Annotated in this window: 16 protein-coding genes and 5 tRNA genes; 11 read left to right on the top strand and 10 right to left on the bottom strand. The window is 68.4% G+C overall.

Annotated features, from left to right (window positions below; genetic code table 11):
• Nucleotides 1-16: 16 nt before the first annotated feature.
• The 9 genes from NFC98_RS03435 to NFC98_RS03395 all read right to left on the bottom strand — a co-directional run bounded on the left by NFC98_RS03435 (nt 17) and on the right by NFC98_RS03395 (nt 7,106).
• A complete protein-coding gene (locus tag NFC98_RS03435; protein ID WP_254276762.1) occupies nt 17-1,303 on the bottom strand; it encodes a YeaH/YhbH family protein in 1,287 nt (428 codons plus the stop codon).
• 61 nt (nt 1,304-1,364) lie between these two features.
• Nucleotides 1,365-3,287, bottom strand: a complete 1,923-nt coding sequence (locus NFC98_RS03430) for a PrkA family serine protein kinase (RefSeq protein ID WP_254276761.1) — start codon at nt 3,285-3,287, stop codon at nt 1,365-1,367.
• A gap of 248 nt (nt 3,288-3,535) precedes the next feature.
• Complete coding sequence (locus tag NFC98_RS03425) at nt 3,536-5,548, bottom strand: NADPH-dependent 2,4-dienoyl-CoA reductase (RefSeq protein ID WP_254276760.1); 2,013 nt, start codon at nt 5,546-5,548, stop codon at nt 3,536-3,538.
• Nucleotides 5,549-5,759: 211 nt separating this feature from the next.
• Nucleotides 5,760-5,836 (bottom strand) — tRNA-Asp (locus NFC98_RS03420).
• Nucleotides 5,837-5,839: 3 nt separating this feature from the next.
• Nucleotides 5,840-5,916: transfer RNA gene (locus tag NFC98_RS03415), tRNA-Val, on the bottom strand.
• A 48-nt stretch (nt 5,917-5,964) separates the two neighbouring features.
• A tRNA-Asp gene (locus NFC98_RS03410) sits at nt 5,965-6,041 on the bottom strand.
• 28 nt (nt 6,042-6,069) lie between these two features.
• Nucleotides 6,070-6,146, bottom strand: a tRNA-Asp gene (locus tag NFC98_RS03405).
• Between the two features lie 41 nt (nt 6,147-6,187).
• Nucleotides 6,188-6,263, bottom strand: a tRNA-Val gene (locus NFC98_RS03400).
• Between the two features lie 126 nt (nt 6,264-6,389).
• Nucleotides 6,390-7,106 carry an alpha/beta family hydrolase gene (locus NFC98_RS03395; RefSeq protein WP_254276759.1) on the bottom strand — a complete coding sequence of 239 codons (717 nt, stop codon included), beginning with the start codon at nt 7,104-7,106 and terminating at the stop codon, nt 6,390-6,392.
• 163 nt (nt 7,107-7,269) lie between these two features.
• Between NFC98_RS03395 and ccoN the strand changes: the two genes are divergently transcribed.
• The 11 genes from ccoN to fnr all read left to right on the top strand — a co-directional run bounded on the left by ccoN (nt 7,270) and on the right by fnr (nt 18,361).
• On the top strand, nt 7,270-8,694 hold the full coding sequence (gene ccoN, locus NFC98_RS03390; RefSeq protein WP_254276758.1) for a cytochrome-c oxidase, cbb3-type subunit I: 1,425 nt from the start codon (nt 7,270-7,272) through the stop codon (nt 8,692-8,694).
• A gap of 23 nt (nt 8,695-8,717) precedes the next feature.
• Nucleotides 8,718-9,326 carry a cytochrome-c oxidase, cbb3-type subunit II gene (ccoO, locus tag NFC98_RS03385; protein WP_254276757.1) on the top strand — a complete coding sequence of 203 codons (609 nt, stop codon included), beginning with the start codon at nt 8,718-8,720 and terminating at the stop codon, nt 9,324-9,326.
• Between the two features lie 2 nt (nt 9,327-9,328).
• Nucleotides 9,329-9,544 carry a cbb3-type cytochrome c oxidase subunit 3 gene (locus tag NFC98_RS03380; protein WP_254276756.1) on the top strand — a complete coding sequence of 72 codons (216 nt, stop codon included), beginning with the start codon at nt 9,329-9,331 and terminating at the stop codon, nt 9,542-9,544.
• Nucleotides 9,541-10,470, top strand: a complete 930-nt coding sequence (ccoP, locus tag NFC98_RS03375) for a cytochrome-c oxidase, cbb3-type subunit III (RefSeq protein ID WP_254276755.1) — start codon at nt 9,541-9,543, stop codon at nt 10,468-10,470. Before NFC98_RS03380 ends, ccoP begins: the two co-directional genes overlap by 4 nt.
• A gap of 133 nt (nt 10,471-10,603) precedes the next feature.
• Nucleotides 10,604-12,043 carry a cytochrome c oxidase accessory protein CcoG gene (gene ccoG, locus NFC98_RS03370; RefSeq protein ID WP_254276754.1) on the top strand — a complete coding sequence of 480 codons (1,440 nt, stop codon included), beginning with the start codon at nt 10,604-10,606 and terminating at the stop codon, nt 12,041-12,043.
• A 1-nt stretch (nt 12,044) separates the two neighbouring features.
• Nucleotides 12,045-12,569, top strand: coding sequence for a FixH family protein (locus NFC98_RS03365; protein ID WP_254276753.1), 525 nt, complete (start codon nt 12,045-12,047; stop codon nt 12,567-12,569).
• Nucleotides 12,570-12,600: 31 nt separating this feature from the next.
• Entirely contained in the window at nt 12,601-15,081 is a 2,481-nt protein-coding gene (locus NFC98_RS03360; RefSeq protein WP_254276752.1) for a heavy metal translocating P-type ATPase, read from the top strand.
• Nucleotides 15,078-15,308 carry a cbb3-type cytochrome oxidase assembly protein CcoS gene (ccoS, locus tag NFC98_RS03355; protein WP_254276751.1) on the top strand — a complete coding sequence of 77 codons (231 nt, stop codon included), beginning with the start codon at nt 15,078-15,080 and terminating at the stop codon, nt 15,306-15,308. Before NFC98_RS03360 ends, ccoS begins: the two co-directional genes overlap by 4 nt.
• Nucleotides 15,308-16,006: a sulfite exporter TauE/SafE family protein gene (locus tag NFC98_RS03350; RefSeq protein ID WP_254276750.1), complete on the top strand. Its 699-nt coding sequence runs from the start codon at nt 15,308-15,310 to the stop codon at nt 16,004-16,006. The genes ccoS and NFC98_RS03350 overlap by 1 nt, the downstream gene beginning before the upstream one ends.
• Before the next feature lie 97 nt (nt 16,007-16,103).
• Nucleotides 16,104-17,495: an oxygen-independent coproporphyrinogen III oxidase gene (gene hemN / locus NFC98_RS03345; protein WP_254276749.1), complete on the top strand. Its 1,392-nt coding sequence runs from the start codon at nt 16,104-16,106 to the stop codon at nt 17,493-17,495.
• Between the two features lie 122 nt (nt 17,496-17,617).
• Nucleotides 17,618-18,361: a fumarate/nitrate reduction transcriptional regulator Fnr gene (gene fnr, locus NFC98_RS03340; RefSeq protein ID WP_183330340.1), complete on the top strand. Its 744-nt coding sequence runs from the start codon at nt 17,618-17,620 to the stop codon at nt 18,359-18,361.
• A 19-nt stretch (nt 18,362-18,380) separates the two neighbouring features.
• Here fnr and ttcA read toward each other — a convergent pair whose 3' ends face one another.
• The gene (gene ttcA, locus NFC98_RS03335; RefSeq protein WP_254276748.1) at nt 18,381-19,307 is read right to left on the bottom strand and encodes a tRNA 2-thiocytidine(32) synthetase TtcA; all 927 of its coding nucleotides are present in this window, start codon (nt 19,305-19,307) and stop codon (nt 18,381-18,383) included.
• Nucleotides 19,308-19,318 lie beyond the last annotated feature (11 nt).

Here is a 19,318-nt window from a genome sequence, read left to right as displayed (position 1 = left end):
CCGCCTGGCCGACATCTCAGCCGCCGGCGGCGCGGCGCTTGAACAGTTCGCGGAACACCGGGTAGATGTCGCCCGCCTCGACGATCTGGCGCATGGCGAAGCGCCCCGGGAACTCGGCCGCGACCGTCTCGTACTCCTCCCACAGCGCCTGGTGAGCGTGAGGGGTGATCTCCACGTAGGTGAAATACTGCAGTCGGGGCATCAGCGACTTGAGCAACAGGTCGCGACAGGCGACCGAGTCGTCGTCCCAGTTGTCACCGTCCGAGGCCTGGGCCACATAGAGGTTCCACTGCCCCGGCGGATAGCGGTCGGCGATGATCTCGTCGACCAGGGTCAGGGCACTGGAGACGATGGTGCCGCCGGTCTCCCGGGAGTAGAAGAACTCCTCCTCGTCGACCTCCTTGGCCGCGGTATGGTGGCGCACGAAGACCAGCTCGACCTTCTCGTAGTTGCGCTCGAGGAACAGGTAGAGCAGCAGGAAGAAGCGCTTGGCGATGTCCTTGTGGGCCTGGGTCATGGAGCCGGAGACGTCCATGATGCAGAACATCACCGCCTTGCTGGAGGGCTGGGGCTGGTTGACCAGGTTGTTGTAGCGCAGGTCGTAGGTGTCGATGAAGGGCACCGACTCGAGGCGCTTCTCGAGGCGCTCGATCTCCTCCCTGAGCTCATTGATGCGCGCCGGGTTACGCAGCACCGGGTCCTTGCGCTCCTCGACCTCGAGGGCCTCCTGGGCCTCGCGAAGGGCGCGGCGGATCGGCGCCCGCATGGCGATGCGGCGCGCCTGGGCCTCGCGCATGGAGCGCACGATGTTGATCCTGGCAGGCACGCCATCCCGCGAGACCCCGGCCCGCACCGGCCTGACCTCGTCGAGATCCACCAGGTTCTTGCGCTCCAGGTGTGGCAGCTCCAGGCCGTCGAAGACGAAGTCGAGGAACTCCTCGCGGGAGAGCGTGAAGGCGAACTCGTCCATGCCCTCGCCCTGATCCGAGGCGCCGCCCTCCCCGGCGCCGCCGCCTCCGCCACCGCCGCCGGGACGTCGCAGCCGGTCCCCCTCGGTGAACTCCTTGTTGCCGGGCGCGACGATGCTGCGCTTGCCGCCCGGGCCGTGCTGGAACACCGGCTCGGAGATGTCGCGGCTCGGGATCGACACCTTCTCGCCGCGCTCCATGTCGGTGATCGAGCGGCGGTTCACCGCCTCCTCCACGGAGCGCTTGATGTGGGTGCGATAGCGATCCAGAAAGCGCTGGCGATTGACCGCGCTCTTGTGCTTGGCGTTGGCCCGTCGATCGATGAAATAGGTCATGGCGACCTCCTCTTGCCCGCCGCTCGGCTATCGCCTGGCGCAGGGCGCCAGGCGCTCGTGCCTACTGCGACTTGCGCACCCTCAGGTACCACTCGGAGAGCAGTCGGACCTGCTTCTCGGTGTAGCCACGATCGACCATGCGGGCCACGAAGTCCTCGTGCTTCTTGTGGTCCGCCGTGGAGGCCTTGGCGTTGAAGGAGATCACCGGCAGCAGCTCCTCGGTGTTGGCGAACATCTTCTGCTCGATCACCCCGCGCAGCTTCTCGTAGGACTGCCAGCTCGGGTTCATGCCGTTGTTCTGGGCCCGGGCCCGCAGCACGAAGTTGACCACCTCGTGGCGGAAGTCCTTGGGATTGGAGATGCCAGCCGGCTTCTCGATCTTCTCCAGTTCCTCGTTGAGGGCCTGGCGATTGAACAGCTCGCCGGTCTCCGGGTCGCGGTACTCCTGGTCCTGGATCCAGAAGTCGGCGTAGGTGACGTAGCGGTCGAAGATGTTCTGGCCGTACTCGGAGTAGGACTCGAGGTAGGCGGTCTGGATCTCCTTGCCGATGAAGTCCACGTAGCGCGGCGCCAGGAACTCCTTGATGTAGCGAAGGTAGCGCTCGAAGGTCTCGCGCGGCAGCTGCTCCTGCTCGAGGCGCTGCTCGAGAACATAGAGCAGGTGCACCGGATTGGCGGCCACCTCGTGGCTGTCGAAGTTGAACACCTTGGAGAGGATCTTGAAGGCGAAGCGGGTGGAGAGCCCCTCCATCCCCTCGTCCACTCCCGCCGCGTCGCGGTACTCCTGGATCGACTTGGCCTTGGGATCGGTATCCTTGAGGTTCTCGCCGTCATAGACGCGCATCTTGGAGTAGACGCTGGAGTTCTCCGGCTCCTTGAGCCGCGAGAGCACCGAGAACTGGGCAAGCATGCGCAGGGTGTCCGGCGCGCAGGGCGCCTGGTTCAGGGAGGAGTGCTCGAGCAGCTTCTGGTAGATCTTCACCTCCTCGGAGACCCGCAGGCAGTATGGCACCTTGACGATGTAGACCCGGTCGAGGAAGGCCTCGTTGTTGCGGTTGTTGCGGAACGCCTGCCACTCGCTCTCGTTGGAGTGGGCCAGCACCACGCCGTCGAAGGGGATCGCCCCCATGCCCTCGGTGGGGTTGTAGTTGCCCTCCTGGGTGGCGGTGAGCAGCGGGTGCAGCACCTTGATCGGTGCCTTGAACATCTCGACGAACTCCATCAGCCCCTGGTTGGCGCGGCACAGGCCACCGGAGAAGCTGTAGGCGTCGGGGTCATCCTGGGAGTAGAGCTCGAGCTGGCGGATGTCCACCTTGCCCACCAGGGAGGAGATGTCCTGGTTGTTCTCGTCGCCGGGCTCGGTCTTGGAGATGGCGATCTGGTTGAGGCGCGACGGGTAGAGGCGCACCACCCGGAACTGGGAGATGTCGCCGCCGTACTCCTTCAGACGCTTCGATGCCCAGGGCGACATCACGCTGCGCAGGTAGCGCCGCGGGATGCCGTACTCCTTCTCGAGCAGCTCGCCGTCCTCCTCCGGGGAGAAGAGCCCCAGCGGCGACTCGTGCACCGGGGAGCCCTTGATGGCATAGAAGGGCACCTTCTCCATCAGCAGCTTGAGACGCTCCGCCATGGAGGACTTGCCACCACCGACCGGACCCAGCAGGTAGAGGATCTGCTTGCGCTCCTCGAGGCCCTGGGCGGCATGCCGGAAGTAGGCAACGATCTGCTCGATCGCCTCCTCCATGCCATAGAACTCGGAAAACGCCGGATAGCGGCGGATCACCTTGTTGGAGAAGATGCGGGAGAGCCTCGGGTCCTTGGCCGTGTCGATCACCTCGGGCTCGCCGATGGCCTCCAGCATCCGTTCGGCCGCCGTGGCATAGGCCATGGGCTCCCGGTGACAGAGTTCCAGATACTCCTGCAGGCTCATCTCTTCCTGCCGGACACGCTCGAAGCGATTCTGCACATGATCGAAGATGCTCATCGATGCCTCCTGTAAGCCCGCGGACTCGGCGCCATCTCGTCGGGGCAGCGCGCGAGGAGTGGGTCACCCTCAGCGTAGTCAGCCGGTCACCGTATTAGCGGACAACGAATCAACGCTGGGGGTGTTATCCCTATGAACACCGGGCCAGCGGGGAGGTTCTGGCAGAATTGTGCAGATTTAAACGCTGAAAGGACGCAGCCCCGCCATGCATGGCGGGGCTGCGCCACGGTCGCCGGTCGCTGCGCGCCTCAGAGGCGCGCCGCCAGCCGGGTCCCCTGGTCGATGGCGCGCTTGGCATCGAGTTCGGCGGCCTCGTCCGCCCCGCCGATGAGATGCACCTCGACGCCCGACGCCTGCAGCGGCGCGAGCAGCTCGCGAACCGGCTCCTGGCCGGCGCAGACCACCACGCTGTCGACCTCGAGCAGCCGCGGCTCGCCGTCCACCCGCAGGTGCAGGCCCCGGTCATCGACGCCCAGGTACTCACAGCCGGCCAGGGCTTCGACGCCGCGGTGCTTTAGCGAGGCACGATGCACCCAGCCGGTGGTCTTGCCCAGCCCCTTGCCGGGCTTCGAGGCCTTGCGCTGCAGCAGGAAGACCTGGCGCGGCACCTCGGGGCGCCGTGGCGGCGCGAGTCCGCCCGGCGTGGAGACCGCCAGGTCGACGCCCCACTCCTCGCACCAGGCCTCGCGGTCCAGCGAGGGGTGGCCCACATGGGTCAGCAGCTCCGCCACGTCGAAGCCGATGCCGCCGGCGCCGATGACCGCCACGCGGCGACCGACCCGCTCGGGGTGGAGGATCGCCGTGGGATAGCCCATCACCTTGGGATGATCGCCGCCCGGCAGCTCGAGCCGGCGCGGCCTGACGCCGCTGGCCAGCACCACCACATCGAAGTCGCGCAGGGCATGGGGGTCCGCCTCACAGTTGAGCCGCACCCGCACGCGATGCTTGTCCAGCATCACCCGGAAGTAGCGCAGGGTCTCGTCGAACTCCTCCTTGCCGGGGATCCGCCGGGCATAGTTGAACTGCCCGCCCAGTTCGCCGGCCCGCTCGAAGAGGGTCACCGCATGGCCGCGCTGGGCGGCGGTCACCGCCGCGGCCAGGCCCGCCGGGCCACCGCCCACCACAGCAATGGAACGAGGCTCCGCGGCGGGCTCGATGACAAGCTCGGTCTCGTGGCCGGCCCGCGGATTGACCAGGCAGGAGGTGGGCTTGCCCTGGAAGGTGTGGTCCAGGCAGGCCTGGTTGCAGGCGATACAGGTGTTGATCTCCTCGCTCCGGCCCGCCGCGGCCTTGGTGACCCAGGCCGGGTCGGCCAGGAAGGGGCGGGCCATGGAGACCATGTCCGCGTGCCCCTCGGCAAGCACCCGCTCGGCCACCTCGGGCATGTTGATGCGGTTGGTGGTGATCAGCGGCACCGAGAGCGCCGCCTTAATGCGCCGGGTCACCTCGGTGAAGGCCGCCCGCGGCACGCTGGTGACGATGGTCGGTACCCGCGCCTCGTGCCAGCCGATGCCGGTGTTGATCAGGTCGGCGCCCGCCGCCTCGATGGCAAGCCCCAGGGCCACCACCTCCTCGTGGGTGCTCCCCTCCTCCACCAGGTCGATCATCGACAGGCGGAAGATGATCAGGAAGTCGTCGCCCACCGCCTCGCGGATGCGCCGGACCACCTCCACCGGGAAGCGGATGCGGTTCTCGAAGGCCCCGCCCCAGGCGTCGTCGCGATGGTTGGTGCGCCGACAGACGAACTGGTTGATCAGGTAGCCCTCGGAGCCCATCACCTCGATGCCGTCGTAGCCGGCCTCCCGGGCCAGGGTCGCACAGCGGACGTAGTCGGCGATCTGCTGCTCCACCTCGTCGCTGCCCAGCGCCCGGGGCGGGAAGGGGTTGATCGGCGCCTGGATGGCCGAGGGAGCGACCAGATCCGGGGTGTAGGCGTAGCGACCGGCATGCAGGATCTGCAGGCAGATCCGCCCCCCCTCGCCGTGGACGGCCTCCACCAGCCGGCGGTGATCCGGCAGCTGTTCCCCACGCTCCAGGGTGGCCGCCCCCTGGAACACTGCCCCCTCGGGGTTGGGGGCGATGCCGCCGGTGACGATCAGGCCGACCCCCTCCCGGGCCCGCTCGGCATAGAAGGCCGCCAGGCGCTCGAAGCCGCCGGGGGCCTCCTCCAGGTTGGTGTGCATGGAGCCCATCAGCACCCGGTTGGGCAGGGTCAGGTGGCCGAGCTCGAGCGGACGGAACAGATGCGGGTAATCGGTCACGGCGCGGTCCTCGCGGTGGCGTCAGGAAGGAATTCAAACAACTGTATGATAGTTGAGGCGAGGGTGCAAAACCCGCCTGCGGTGTCGACCGCCGGAACGGCGGGACGATCCCTGGCGCGGCCCGGGGCGGGCGAGGAGTGATCGGGGACGGGGGCCGGAAACACGAAGACCCCGATGCCATGGGCATCGGGGTCGGAATTCGTGGCGCAGATGGCGGACCGGACGGGACTCGAACCCGCGACCTCCGGCGTGACAGGCCGGCATTCTAACCGACTGAACTACCGGTCCGCGTGGTGGGTGATACCGGATTCGAACCAGTGACCCCCAGCATGTGAGGCTGGTGCTCTAACCAACTGAGCTAATCACCCACGTCAGACTGCACACTACGCTTGCTGCACTTTGCTGCCAGGCCATCGTGGCGGACCGGACGGGACTCGAACCCGCGACCTCCGGCGTGACAGGCCGGCATTCTAACCGACTGAACTACCGGTCCACAAGATGACATCTGGGCGGCAACACGATGGCGGACCGGACGGGACTCGAACCCGCGACCTCCGGCGTGACAGGCCGGCATTCTAACCGACTGAACTACCGGTCCGCTGCGTGCTTCCTACGTGCTCGGGCACTGCCCTGGAGCAGTGGTGGGTGGTACAGGGTTCGAACCTGTGACCCCCAGCTTGTAAGGCTGGTGCTCTCCCAGCTGAGCTAACCACCCCCGGTCACGTGGCGCTGCATTCTACAGGGGCGCCGCCCAATGTCAACGCTTTTTCTCGCTCACCCCCGACGCCTCATTCCCAGCAGATTCATCCACTTGGCTCCCGCAGCGACGCCCCCTCCCCGGTCAGGCGTGGCGCACCATGAAATCGGCGATGGCGGCGGCGCCCTCCTCGATGAGCTCCACCTGGGTCCTGCCCGAGGCGCGACGGGGCTTCCAGTCGTGGTCGCCATCCTCCAGCAGGCGAACCTCGGCACTGCCCAGGTCATAGCCGGCCAGTTCCTCGCGGCTGCCGAAGGGGTCGCGACTCCCCTGCACCACCAGGATGGGACAGGCGAGCAGGGGCCAGTGGGAGAGGCGCAGCGACTCCGGCTTGCCGGTGGGGTGAAAGGGGTAGCCGCACAGCACCAGCCCCCTCGCCTGGTCGCGTGCCGCCAGCAGGCTGGCGGCACGACCGCCCATGGACTTGCCGCCCAGCCAGGGGCGGGGCAGGTCAGGGTGTGACAGAAGGTCGCACCAGCGGGCCAGTTCCTCGACCAGGCGATCGATGCGCGGCGGCGGACGACGGCGCGCCTCGCGGCGCATCTGCTGCAGGTAGGCAAACTCGATGGCCAGGGTCTGCACCCCCTGCCCGGCCAGGGCCTCGCGCAGCCGGCGCATGAAGGGGGAATCCTGGCCAGCCCCCGCCCCGTGGGCGATGAGCAGCCGCCCGGCCCGGGGCTCGCCCACCACCTCCAGCGGCCCCTCGGGCAGCAGCCAGCGGCCCCGCTGGCCCCGTACCAGGCGCTCCCGGCATTCGTCGGCGCTAATGCACGCGTAATCCATGCGGGCGTAATATGACAAGGGGTCGTCTCCCGAGTTCTCTGAATAAGCCGATTGGCGTGTTCAGGATTGGGCCTCGCTGCGATAGAATCCGCACGTCTTGACCTGCATCATCCTGGTGGAGCCGAGTCCGTGACAAACTGACGCAGCTTCACCCCGCTACCGCGTTCGATGGGAACCTGACATGAGCACAGCACTTGAACACCCGACCTACAACTACAAGGTAGTTCGGCAGTTCGCGATCATGACAGTGGTGTGGGGCATCGTGGGCATGACCCTCGGTGTCATTCTTGCCGCACAGCTGGTTTGGCCGCAACTCAACCTGGACCTGCCCTGGACGAGCTTCGGCCGTCTGCGTCCGCTCCATACCAACGCCGTGATCTTCGCCTTCGGCGGCTCGGCGCTGTTTGCCACCTCCTACTACGTGGTGCAGCGCACCTGCCAGACACGCCTGTTCTCGGACAAGCTGGCGGCGTTCACCTTCTGGGGCTGGCAGGCGGTGATCCTCTCGGCCGTGATCACGCTGCCGCTGGGCTACACCACCACCAAGGAGTACGCCGAGCTGGAGTGGCCGATCAACATCCTGATCGCCGTGGTGTGGATCAGCTATGCCATCGTCTTCCTGATGACGGTCAAGCAGCGCAAGACGTCCCACATCTACGTGGCCAACTGGTTCTTCGCCGCCTTCATCCTGACCGTGGCCGTGCTGCACATCGTCAACAATGCCGCCATCCCGGTCACCGCCATGTACTCCACCTCCATCTACTCCGGCGCCATCGACGCCATGGTGCAGTGGTGGTACGGCCACAACGCGGTGGGCTTCTTCCTGACCGCCGGCTTCCTGGGGATGATGTACTACTTCGTGCCCAAGCAGGCCGAGCGCCCGGTCTACTCCTACCGGCTCTCCATCGTCCACTTCTGGGCGCTGATCATGGTCTACATGTGGGCCGGCCCCCACCACCTGCACTACACTGCCCTGCCCAACTGGGCGCAGTCGCTGGGCATGATCATGTCGATCATCCTGCTGGCCCCCTCCTGGGGCGGCATGATCAACGGCATGATGACCCTCTCCGGGGCCTGGCATAAGCTGCGCACCGACCCGACCCTGCGCTTCCTGGTGGTGGCCCTCTCCTTCTACGGCATGTCCACCTTCGAGGGCCCGATGATGGCGGTGAAGACCGTCAACGCCCTCTCCCACTACACCGACTGGACCATCGGTCACGTCCACGCCGGCGCGCTCGGCTGGGTGGCGATGATCACCATCGGCTCCATGTACCACCTGATCCCGCGCCTGTTCGGCCGCACCGAGATGCACTCCGTGGGCCTGATCGCCGTGCACTTCTGGCTGGCGACCATCGGCACCGTGCTCTACATCGCCTCCATGTGGGTCAACGGCATCCTGCAGGGCCTGATGTGGCGCGCCATCAACCCCGACGGCACCCTGATGTACACCTTCATCGAGTCCGTCGAGGCCAGCGGCCCCGGCTACATCGTGCGCCTGATCGGCGGCCTGTGCTGGGTCGTGGGCATGCTGATCATGGCCTACAACGTCACCATGACCGTCAAGCGCGGCGAAGGCGCCCGTCAGCCGCTTCCGCAGACTGCCTGAGCCAACCGGGGATACCGACACCAATGAAACACGAGATTGTCGAAAAGAACGTTGGCCTGCTCGCCGTGCTGATCCTGGTGGTCATCAGTTTCGGCGGCCTGGCCGAGGTCGTGCCGCTGTTCTTCCAGAAGCAGACCACGGAGCCGGTGGACGGGCTGCGCCCCCTCTCCGCGCTGGAGCTCGAGGGCCGCGACATCTACCGCCGCGAGGGCTGCGTCGGCTGCCACTCCCAGATGGTTCGCCCGTTCCGCGCCGAGACCGAGCGCTACGGCCACTACAGCGTGGCCGGCGAGTCGGTCTACGACCACAACTTCCTGTGGGGCTCCAAGCGTACCGGGCCGGACCTGGCCCGTGTCGGCGGCCGCTACAGCGACGACTGGCACCGTGCCCACATGTACAACCCGCGTGACGTGGTGCCCGAGTCGATCATGCCCGCCTACCCGTGGCTCTTCGAGCGCACCCTGGACGGTAGCGACACGCCGCGGAAGATGGAGGTCCTGCGGACCCTGGGCGTGCCCTACAGCGACGAGGACATCGCCAACGCCACCCGCGAGGTGCGTGGCCAGCAGGAGATCACCGCACTGATCGCCTACCTCCAGCAGCTGGGCACCGTGCTCGAGGGCACGCGCTGATCATGGATACCGGGACCTTTCGCGGCATCATCACCGGGCTGCTGATCCTGGCCTTCATCGGCATCACCGTGTGGGCCTACTCCCGGCGGCGCAAGCCGGACTTCGACGAGGCGGCCCACCTACCCTTCGCCGACGATGATGAACACGCGAACCGTGACAAGAGCGCCTCGCAGGACGAGGCCGCTTCCCGCAAGAACAAGGGAGACAGGAACACATGAACAATCTCTGGGGTGACTCCCTTTCCGGGTTCTGGAGCGCCTGGATCATCGTCATCACGCTGGGCTCCATCGGGATTGCCTTCTGGCTGCTCTACGCCAACCGCAAGACCGACAAGACCCCCGATGCCGAGGGCAACGTCGAGACCACCGGCCACGCCGCCGACGGTATCGAGGAGTACGACAACCCGCTGCCGCGCTGGTGGTTCCAGCTCTACGTGGGCACGGTGATCTTCTCGCTGGGCTACCTGGTCCTCTACCCCGGCCTCGGCAACTTCGCCGGCGTGCTGGGCTGGACCCAGGAGGGCCAGTGGGAGGAGGAAGTGGCGCGGGCCGAGGAGCGCTTCACGCCGATCTTCGCCCAGTATCAGGAGGTGCCGATCCCCGAACTGGCCCAGGACGGCGAGGCGATGCAGGTGGCCGAGCGCATCTACCTGAACAACTGTGCGGTGTGCCACGGCTCCAATGCTCAGGGCGGCTACGGCTTCCCCAACCTGACCGATGACGACTGGCTCTACGGCGGGGAGCCGGAGCAGATCCTGACCTCCCTGAACCGTGGCCGCAACGGCCTGATGCCTTCCTGGCAGCAGCTGGGCGAGGAAAATATCGAGAACGTCACCCAGCACGTCCTCGCGCTGTCCGACCTCGAGCACGACGCCGAGCGCGCCGAACGCGGTGCGGCGACCTTCGCCTCGGTCTGTGCCGCTTGCCACATGCCCGACGGCACCGGCAACCAGGCCCTGGGCGCGCCCAACCTGACCAACGACATCTGGCTCTACCAGGCACCGGGCCAGAGCGTCGCGGACTCGGTTCGCCAGACCCTGCGCAACGGCCGCAACGGCCACATGCCGGCCCAGGCGGCCTACATCGGCGAGGAGCGCGTCCACCTGGTCGCCGCCTACGTCTACAGCCTGCGCTTCAGGGACTGACCCCGCAGCGTGACGCGAACGAAAGGGTGCGGCGCCAGGTCGCACCCTTTCTCGTTTGTGCGGTGCGTCGATACAATAGCCCTGTCCCGGCCCGAGCCCGTTCGGACCTCCGTCCCCCTGCCGTGAGCCAGCCATGAGCGACAAGATCCCCACCCGCGATGTCACGCCATCACCGGTCGAGCACCACTCCCCCGGCTCGACGGTGCAGCAGGAGATGTACGCTCGGCGAGAGCATATCTACGTGCGCGAGATCAAGGGGCTGTTCCAGAAGGTGCGGCGCAGCGCTAACTGGCTGCTGATGCTGGCCTTCTTCGTGATGCCCTGGGTGCCATGGGGGGACCGCCCGGCCATCTGGTTCGACCTGCCGGGGCGCGAGTTCCACATCTTCGCCGCCACCTTCTATCCCCAGGAGTTCATGCTGCTCTCCTGGCTGCTGATCATCTGCGCCTTCGGCCTGTTCTTCATCACCGTGTTCGCCGGCCGGGTGTGGTGCGGCTACACCTGCCCCCAGAGCGTCTGGACCTTCCTGTTCATCTGGTTCGAGCACCGCCTGGAAGGAAGCCGCAACCGGCGCATCAAGCTCGACAGGCAGCCCATGACGGCCGACAAGCTGTGGCGCAAGGGGACCAAGCACGCCATCTGGCTCGCCATCGCCCTGGCCACCGGCGTGACCTTCGTCGGCTACTTCACGCCGATTCGCCAGCTGGTCATCGACCTGCCCACCCTGGAGGCCCATGGCTGGTCCTACTTCTGGGTCGGCTTCTTCCTGGTCTTCACCTACCTCAATGCCGGATGGCTGCGCGAACAGGTGTGCATCTACATGTGCCCCTATGCGCGGTTCCAGTCGGTGATGTTCGACCGCGACACCCTGATCGTCTCCTACGACGCCGCCCGCGGCGAGCCGCGCGGCGCCCGCAAGAAGAGCTTCAGCCATGCCGAGGCCCGCGAGGCCGGCCACGGCGACTGCATCGACTGCGACCTCTGCGTACAGGTCTGCCCCACCGGCATCGACATCCGTGACGGCCTGCAGTACGAGTGCATCACCTGCGCGGCCTGCATCGACGCCTGCGACAGCGTAATGGACAAGATGGGCTACCCCCGCGGCCTGATCCGCTACACCACCGAGAACGCCCTGGAGGGCAAGCCCACCCACATCCTGCGCCCGCGCCTGATGGGCTACCTGGCGGCGCTGGTGGTGATGATCGGGGTCTTCGCCTGGGCAGTGGCGGATCGCACGCCGCTGGGCTTCGAGGTGGAGCGGGAGCGTACCGAGCTCTACCAGCTGACCCGCGACGGCCGTCTGAGCAACGTCTATGTGGTGACGGTGCGCAACCTGGATCGCCAGGACCATGTCTACCGCCTGGCGGCCTCGGGACTGCCGGGCCTGACCCTGGACACCGACCGTATCTCGGTCCCCGCCGGGGATAGCCGCCGTGCCGTGGTGTCGATCACCGTCGACCCGTCGGAGATCGAGCGCCCCAGCCATCCCATCACCCTGCACCTAGAGGCCGATGACCACCCCGACATCTCGCTGGAGCGAGAGACCCGCTTCATCGGCGAAATCCGGAGATGACATGTCCCACCCCGTGACCCCCTGGTACAAGCAGTTCTGGCCCTGGTTCCTGATGGGCCTGCTGATGCTGTCGATCAGCGTCAGCTCCACCTTCGCGTTCCTGGCGATCCGCAGCGCCGACGGCATGGTCCAGGAGGACTACTACGAGCACGGCCGCGCCATCAACATGGTGCTGGCCAAGCAGGAGCGCGCCGCCAACCTGGGCCTGACTGCCCGGCTGCGCCTCGACCCGCTGACCAGTGACGTGGTACTCGACCTGGAGGGCGCCGAGGACTTCCCCGAGGCCCTCGACCTGGAGCTGATCTTCCCCACCCAGGACGACCGCGACATCGAGCTGACGCTGGAGCACGTGCGCAATGGCCGCTACCTGGGCCAGGCGCCGGACAACCTGCGTTACCGCTGGTACCTGCAGCTGCAGCCGCGGGGAGACGCCCCCGAGTGGCGCCTGGTCGGCGAGGCCCGCTTCCCCGACGAGGGCGAGATCCCGCTGACGCCGGGCCGCGCCGCGGCCTCCAGCGACTCGTGATCGCCTCTCCGTTCGCGGGCCCGCCGAGTCGATGAGCGCGGACACCCCGACAGCGGTCGAGGACGGCTGTTACCACTGCGGGAGCCGGGTGCCCGACGGGGCTCCCTGGTCGATCACCCTGGACGACGCCCGCCACCCGCTCTGCTGCCCCGGCTGCGAGGCGGTGGCCCACGCCATCGTCGACGGCGGCCTGGCCAGCTACTACCGCTTTCGCACCGAGCTTCCCGAGCGCCCGGACGACCGCCAGTCGGCCCGCGCCGAGACCTGGGCGGTGTTCGACGACGCCGGCCTGCAGCGCCAGTTCGTCCACCCCGAGGCCGACAGCGACCGGGTGCATGCCACCCTGGCGGTGGACGGCATCACCTGTGCGGCCTGCGCCTGGCTGATCGAGCACCGCCTCAACGCCCTGCCGGGGGTCGACTCCAGCGCCGTGAACCTTACCCACCACCGGGTGCGGGTCAGCTGGGATCCCGAGGCGATCAAGCTGTCGCGGATCCTGGCCGAGATGGCCGCCATCGGCTATCAGGCCCAGCCCTACGAACCCGATGAGGCCCAGGCGCGCCTGCAGCACGAGGAGCGCATGAACGTGCGCCGCCTGATCATCGCCGCCGTGGGCATGGCCCAAGTGATGATGTTCTCCATCCCCATCTACGTGGCCGGCCCCGGCGAGATCAGCGAGGACTTCCATGCCCTCTTCCACTGGCTCTCCTTTGCCCTGGCGACCCCGGTGGTGTTCTTCTCGGCCATGCCCTTCTTCCGCAACGCCCTGCGCGACCTGCGCACCCGGGTGCTGGGCATGGACGTGCCGGTCTCCATCGCCATCGGCGGGGCCTACCTGGCCAGCAGCTACGCGGTGCTCACCGACACCGGCGAGGTCTACTTCGACTCGGTGGCGATGTTCACCTTCTTCCTGCTCTTCGGCCGCTACGTCGAGGCCCGCGCCCGGCGGCGCAGCGGCCACAGCGGCAACGCGCTCTCCGGCGCCCTGCCGCTCTCGGCGATCCGCCTCACCGACGACGGCGAGGAGCGCATCCTGCCGGCCAGCGAGCTCGCTGCCGGCGACCGGGTGCTGGTCAAGCCCGGCCATGGGGTGCCCGCCGACGGGGTGATCGAGGAGGGCGAGTCGAGCCTCGACGAGTCCATGCTCACCGGCGAGTACCTGCCGGTGACGCGCCGGGTCGGCGACGGGGTCACCGGCGGCAGCCAGAACGTGGAGAGCCCGCTGGTGGTGCGCGTGACCCACGCCGGCCGGGATGCCCGGGTGGCCGGCATCGTCGACCTCACCGACCGCGCCTTCGCCAGCCGCCCGCGCCTGGCCCAGATGGCCGCGCGCATGTCGCACCTGTTCGTGCTGCGGCTGCTGTTCGTCACCCTGGGCGTGGCCACGGTGTGGTGGTTCATCGACCCGTCGCGGGTGCTCTGGGTCACCCTCTCGGTGCTGGTGGTGACCTGCCCCTGCGCCCTGGCCCTAGCCACGCCGACGGCCCTGACGGCCGGACACGGCCAGCTGCGCCGCCGCGGCGTGCTGGTGACCCGGGCCAACGCCATCGAGGCACTCTCCCAGCTCGACCGGGTGATCCTCGACAAGACCGGCACCCTGACCACCGGACAGATGGCGCTGGTGGAGACCCGCCCCCTCGGCGCGCTGGCGGCCGACCGGGCGCGGGTACTCGCCGCCGCCCTGGAGGCGCGCTCCGAGCACCCCATCGCCCGCGCCTTCCACCCCTACCGCCTGGCCACGGTGGCCGCCGACGCGGTCGCCAGCCGCACCGGCCAGGGGCTGGAGGGCAACATCGAAGGACGACGCTGGCGGCTGGGTAAGCCTGGGTTCGCCGCGCCGGACCACCCCCTCGAGGCACCCGGTGACGGCCAGTGGCTGCTGCTCACCGAGGAGGGCGAGCCGCGCGCCTGGTTCGCGCTGCAGGACCATGTCCGCGAGGACGCCGCCGAGACGGTCCGCGCCCTGACGGCCCTGGGCCTCGAGGTGGAGCTGCTCTCCGGCGACATCCCCCAGGCGGCAGGCGAGCTCGCCGGGCGCCTCGGCATCACCACCTGGCGCGGCGCAGCCAGCCCGGAATGCAAGCTCGAGCGCATCCGCGAGTGCCAGGCGGCCGGCGAAAAGGTCGCCATGGTGGGTGACGGCATCAACGACATCCCGGTACTGGCCGGCGCCGACGTGGCCATCGCCATGAACGGCGCCACCGACCTGGCCAGGACCAGCGCCGATGCCATCTTGCTCAGCCCGCGGCTGATCCGTATCGTCGAGGCCATCGAGATCTCGCGGGCCACCCGCCGGGTGATGCGCCAGAACATGGTCTGGTCGGTGTGCTATAACTTCTCGGCCATGCCGCTGGCCGCCATGGGCTTCGTCCCGCCATGGCTCGCGGCCATCGGCATGTCGGCGAGCTCCCTGGTGGTGGTGGGCAATGCCCTGCGCCTCAACCGCTTCCGCAGCCGGGCCGCCGAGCCCCGGCAGGCCGTCGCACCGGCCCCACAACGGGTGAACGCATGAGCATCCTCTACCTGCTGATTCCGCTGTCGCTGATCCTGCTCGGCCTGGCCGTCTGGGCCTTCTTCTGGGCGGTGAAGAACGACCAGTTCGAGGACCTGGAGGGGCCCGCCCACCGCATCCTCTTCGACGAGGACGAGAACGACCTGCCCCCCGATGAGCGCCGGCGCCGCCGCGAGGTTCGCCACGATGCCGACAGGGACGACCCGGGGCCGGGCGACTCCCGCTGATGGATCCCACCGGACTCGGCCTGCCGCCGCTCGCCGCGGCCTTCGTCTTCGGCCTGCTCGGCGGCGCCCACTGCATCGGCATGTGCGGCGGGATCATGAGCGCCCTGACCTTCGCCGTGCCCCCCAGCATGCGCTCCCCGGCGCGCCTCTCCGGGCTGCTGCTCGGCTACAACCTGGGCCGCATCGCCAGCTACATGGTCGCCGGGGCCCTGGTGGCGGGCCTCGGCACCCTGCTCACCCTCACCCCGGCCACGCGGGTGGTGCTGCAGCTGTTCGCCGCGGTCATGCTGATCCTGATGGCACTCTATATCGCCGACTGGTGGAAGGGGCTGCTGCGAGTGGAAGCCGTGGGCCGGCGCCTGTGGCGCCACCTGGAGCCGGTGGGTCGGCGGCTGATGCCGGTGGTCAGGATCCCCCAGGCCGTGGCGCTGGGGGCGGTGTGGGGCTGGCTGCCGTGCGGGCTGGTCTACTCGATGCTGGCCTGGAGCCTGGCCATGGCCGACCCGCTGAGGGGGGCCGCGCTGATGGGCGCCTTCGGCGTCGGTACCCTGCCGGCCCTGCTGGCCACCGGGCTGGCGGCCCGCCAGCTGGGGGGCCTGATCAGACACCGCGCCACGCGCACCCTGGCCGCGCTCTCGATCATCGCCTTCGCCCTGTGGCAGCTCTGGCAACTGCTGCCCGGCGCGGCGCACGGCTGAATTCCCGGCTATTCCACCCGGGATTGACGCAGCTCAACGCCGACCCTGCCGCCTCCCCGCTAGCATACAAGGCACATCCACCGCCGGGAGTGCCGCCATGCCCGCCCATGCGAAGACCGCGACTCGCGTCGGGCCATCACGCACCGACCGCGCCCTGTCGCGCCTGTGCCGCCATGACCTCGACGGCCCCCGCTATGTCACCTACCCGCGGGTGGCCTGCTTCGGCGACGGGCTCACGGCGGACGCCTTCGCCGCGGCCCTGGAGCGCAGCAACCACGGCGGACGCCCGCTGTCGCTGGACGTGCAGCTGCCCTTCTGCCGCCAGGCCTGCCGCTTCTGCGCCTGCCACAGCATCGCCTCCCGGGACAACCGCCAGGCCGAGCCCTATCTCTCCCGGCTCGACCGCGAGATGGTACTGCTGACCCGCCACCTGGCGACCTCGCGGGAGGTCCAGCGGCTGCACTGGGGCGGCGGCGCGCCCACCTTCCTCTCCCTGAACCAGATGGGGGACCTGTTCGACCGCCTGGATGCCCGTTTCGGACTCTCGGGCTCACGCGAGCGCGACTACAGCATCGAGGTCGACCCGCGGGAGGCCGATGTCTTCACCCTGCGCCACCTGCAGGCGCTGGGCTTCAACCGGCTGAGCCTGGGCGTCCAGGAGCTCGACCTGCGGGTGCAGAAGGCGATCAACCGGATCCAGCCCCGGGTGCTCACCGAGTCGCTGGTCGACGAGGCCGAACGGCTGGGGTTCCGCTCGCTGAACCTGGACCTGATCGTCGGCCTGCCCCTGCAGACCCGCGAGAGCTTCGCCGAGACCCTCGACCAGATGATCGCGATGGCGCCGCCGCGGCTCTCGCTCTATCGCTATTCGCACCTCCCGGAACGCTACCGCGCCCAGCAGCAGATCCGCGCCGAGGACCTGCCGTCACGGCAGACGCAGCTGATGATCCTCCTCGACGCACGGCAGCGGCTGGAGGCCGACGGCTATGTGGCCATCGGCATGGGCCAGTACGCCCGTCCCGGGGACAGCCTGGCCATCGCCCGGGCCAATGGCACCCTGAGGCGTGACCCGCTGGGCTACACCCCTCACGGCCCGGCGGACCACATCGGCCTGGGCGTGGCCGCCGTCAGCCAGCTGGAGGAGGTGCTGGCCCGCAACCCGGAGAGCCTGGCCGCCTACGAGGCCGCCCTGGACGCGGGCCGACTGCCCACCTCGCGGGGCATCCGCCTGACCGCCGACGATCACCTGAGGGGCGACGCCATCGAGCGGCTGCTGTGCGGGATGGCGCTGGACCTCGAGACCCTCTCCACCGCTCACGGCGTCGACGCCGAAGCGAGCCTGGCCGATGCCCTGCAACGCCTCGAGCCCCTGCGCCGGGACGGGCTGCTCGAACGCCACGGCAGCCGGCTGGTCGCCACCGCTGCCGGCGAGCTGCTGATCCATCGGCTGGCCATGGCCTTCGACGCCTACCCTCCGCCGGGCGCCTGAACCGGCAGCGGGCGGGACCCGCTGCCGGCCGGGCGGGGCAGCTACCTCCTTAGGGGTGGTTTGCCCTGACCGCAGTTTCCTCCATAATGACCGGCATGATCACGATCAAGGAGGAGTCGGCCATGCCGGATACCCTGACCGGCCGGCGGCGTTCCCTGCTGCACGAGACCCGTTGCCAGACCTGCAGCCTGAGTTCGCTGTGCCTGCCGCTGGCGCTCGAGGTGCAGGACATGGACCAGTTCGACGCCATCATCCGCCGGCGTGCGCCGCTGAAGAAGGGCGAGACCCTGTTCCGCCAGGACAGCCCCTTCACCAGCGTCTTCGCGGTCCGCTCGGGCAGCCTCAAGCAGGTGACCACCGAGGGCAGCGGCGAGGACCAGCTCACCAACTTCTACCTGCCCAGCGAGCTGGTGGGGCTCGACGGCATCGACGAGGCACGCTACCCCGGTACCGTGGTGGCCCTGGAGACCACCACGGTCTGCGAGATCCCCTTCGACCGTCTCGACAGCCTCTCCGAGTCGCTGCCGGAGCTGCGCACCCAGCTCTACCGCAGCATGAGCAAGGAGCTGCGCGACGACCGCCGCATGATGCGGCTGCTCTCGCGCAAGACCGCCGACCAGCGGCTGGCCAGCTTCTTCGCCGGCCTCTCCGACCGCTTCCGGCGCCGCGGCTACTCCCCCTACAGCTTCCGCCTCTCCATGTCCCGGGCCGATATCGGCAACTACCTGGGGCTCGCGGTCGAGACGGTCAGCCGTATCCTGGGCCGTTTCCAGAGCCAGGGCCTGGTTGCCGTCTCCGGCCGCGAGGTGCATATCCTCGACCTCGAGGCCCTGACCCAGGTCGCCGAAGAGGAAGGGGCGAAGTAGCGCCGGGCGCGCTCGGCGCTTATCGCTCGTTCAGAATATCGATGCGGTTGGCCAGCAACTGCTGCTGCTTCTCCTCCAGCCCGGCGAAGTCGAACAGCTCACGGTCGGCCAGCTGCGACGGCGCCACGTTGGTCACCGCCTTGAACATGCTCTCCAGGCGACCGGGGTGCTTCTTCTCCCACTCGGCAAGCATCTCCTTGACCACCTGGCGCTGCAGGTTGGGCTGCGAGCCGCACAGGTTGCAGGGGATGATCGGGAACTCCATCAGCCGCGCATACTCGGCGATGTCCGCCTCGCGGCAGTAGGCCAGCGGCCGGATCAGGATATTCCTGCCATCGTCGGAGAGCAGCTTGGGGGGCATCGCCTTGAGGCTGCCGCCGAAGAAGAGGTTGAGGAACAGCGTCTCGAGAATGTCCTCGCGATGGTGCCCCAGGGCGACCTTGGTGGCGCCGATCTCCTCGGCGAAGCCGTAGAGGGAGCCGCGACGCAGCCGCGAGCAGAGCGCGCAGGTGGTCTTGCCCTCGGGCGTCTTCTCCTTGACCACCGAGTAGGTGTCGCGCTCGAGGATGTGGTACTCCACGCCGATCGACGCGAGGTACTCGGGCAGCACGTGCTCGGGGAAGCCGGGCTGCTTCTGGTCGAGGTTGACCGCCACCAGCGAGAAGTCGATGGGCGCATTGCGCTGCAGGCTGCGCAGGATCGACAGCAGGGTGTAGCTGTCCTTGCCCCCCGACAGGCAGACCATCACGCGGTCGCCCTCGTGGATCATCCCGTAGTCGATGATCGCGTTGCCGACCTGACGCCGCAGGCGCTTCTGGAGCTTGTTGAACTCGCGCTTGGCGCGGGCATCCAGGGCCTCGAGGGTCGATGAGGCCGGTTCGGCCGGCGCGGCGTCCCGGGAAGGGGAAGCCGAGGTGGGGGGATCGAAGATCACGGCGTCTTGCATGGTCGTAGGCG

Origin of the sequence: Halomonas sp. 3H, assembly GCF_024206005.1 — a bacterium.
Taxonomy (GTDB): Bacteria; Pseudomonadota; Gammaproteobacteria; order Pseudomonadales; family Halomonadaceae; genus Halomonas; species Halomonas campaniensis.
The sequence above is the reverse complement of the archived record's forward strand: the minus strand, read 5'-3'. Positions and strand labels throughout refer to the sequence as shown.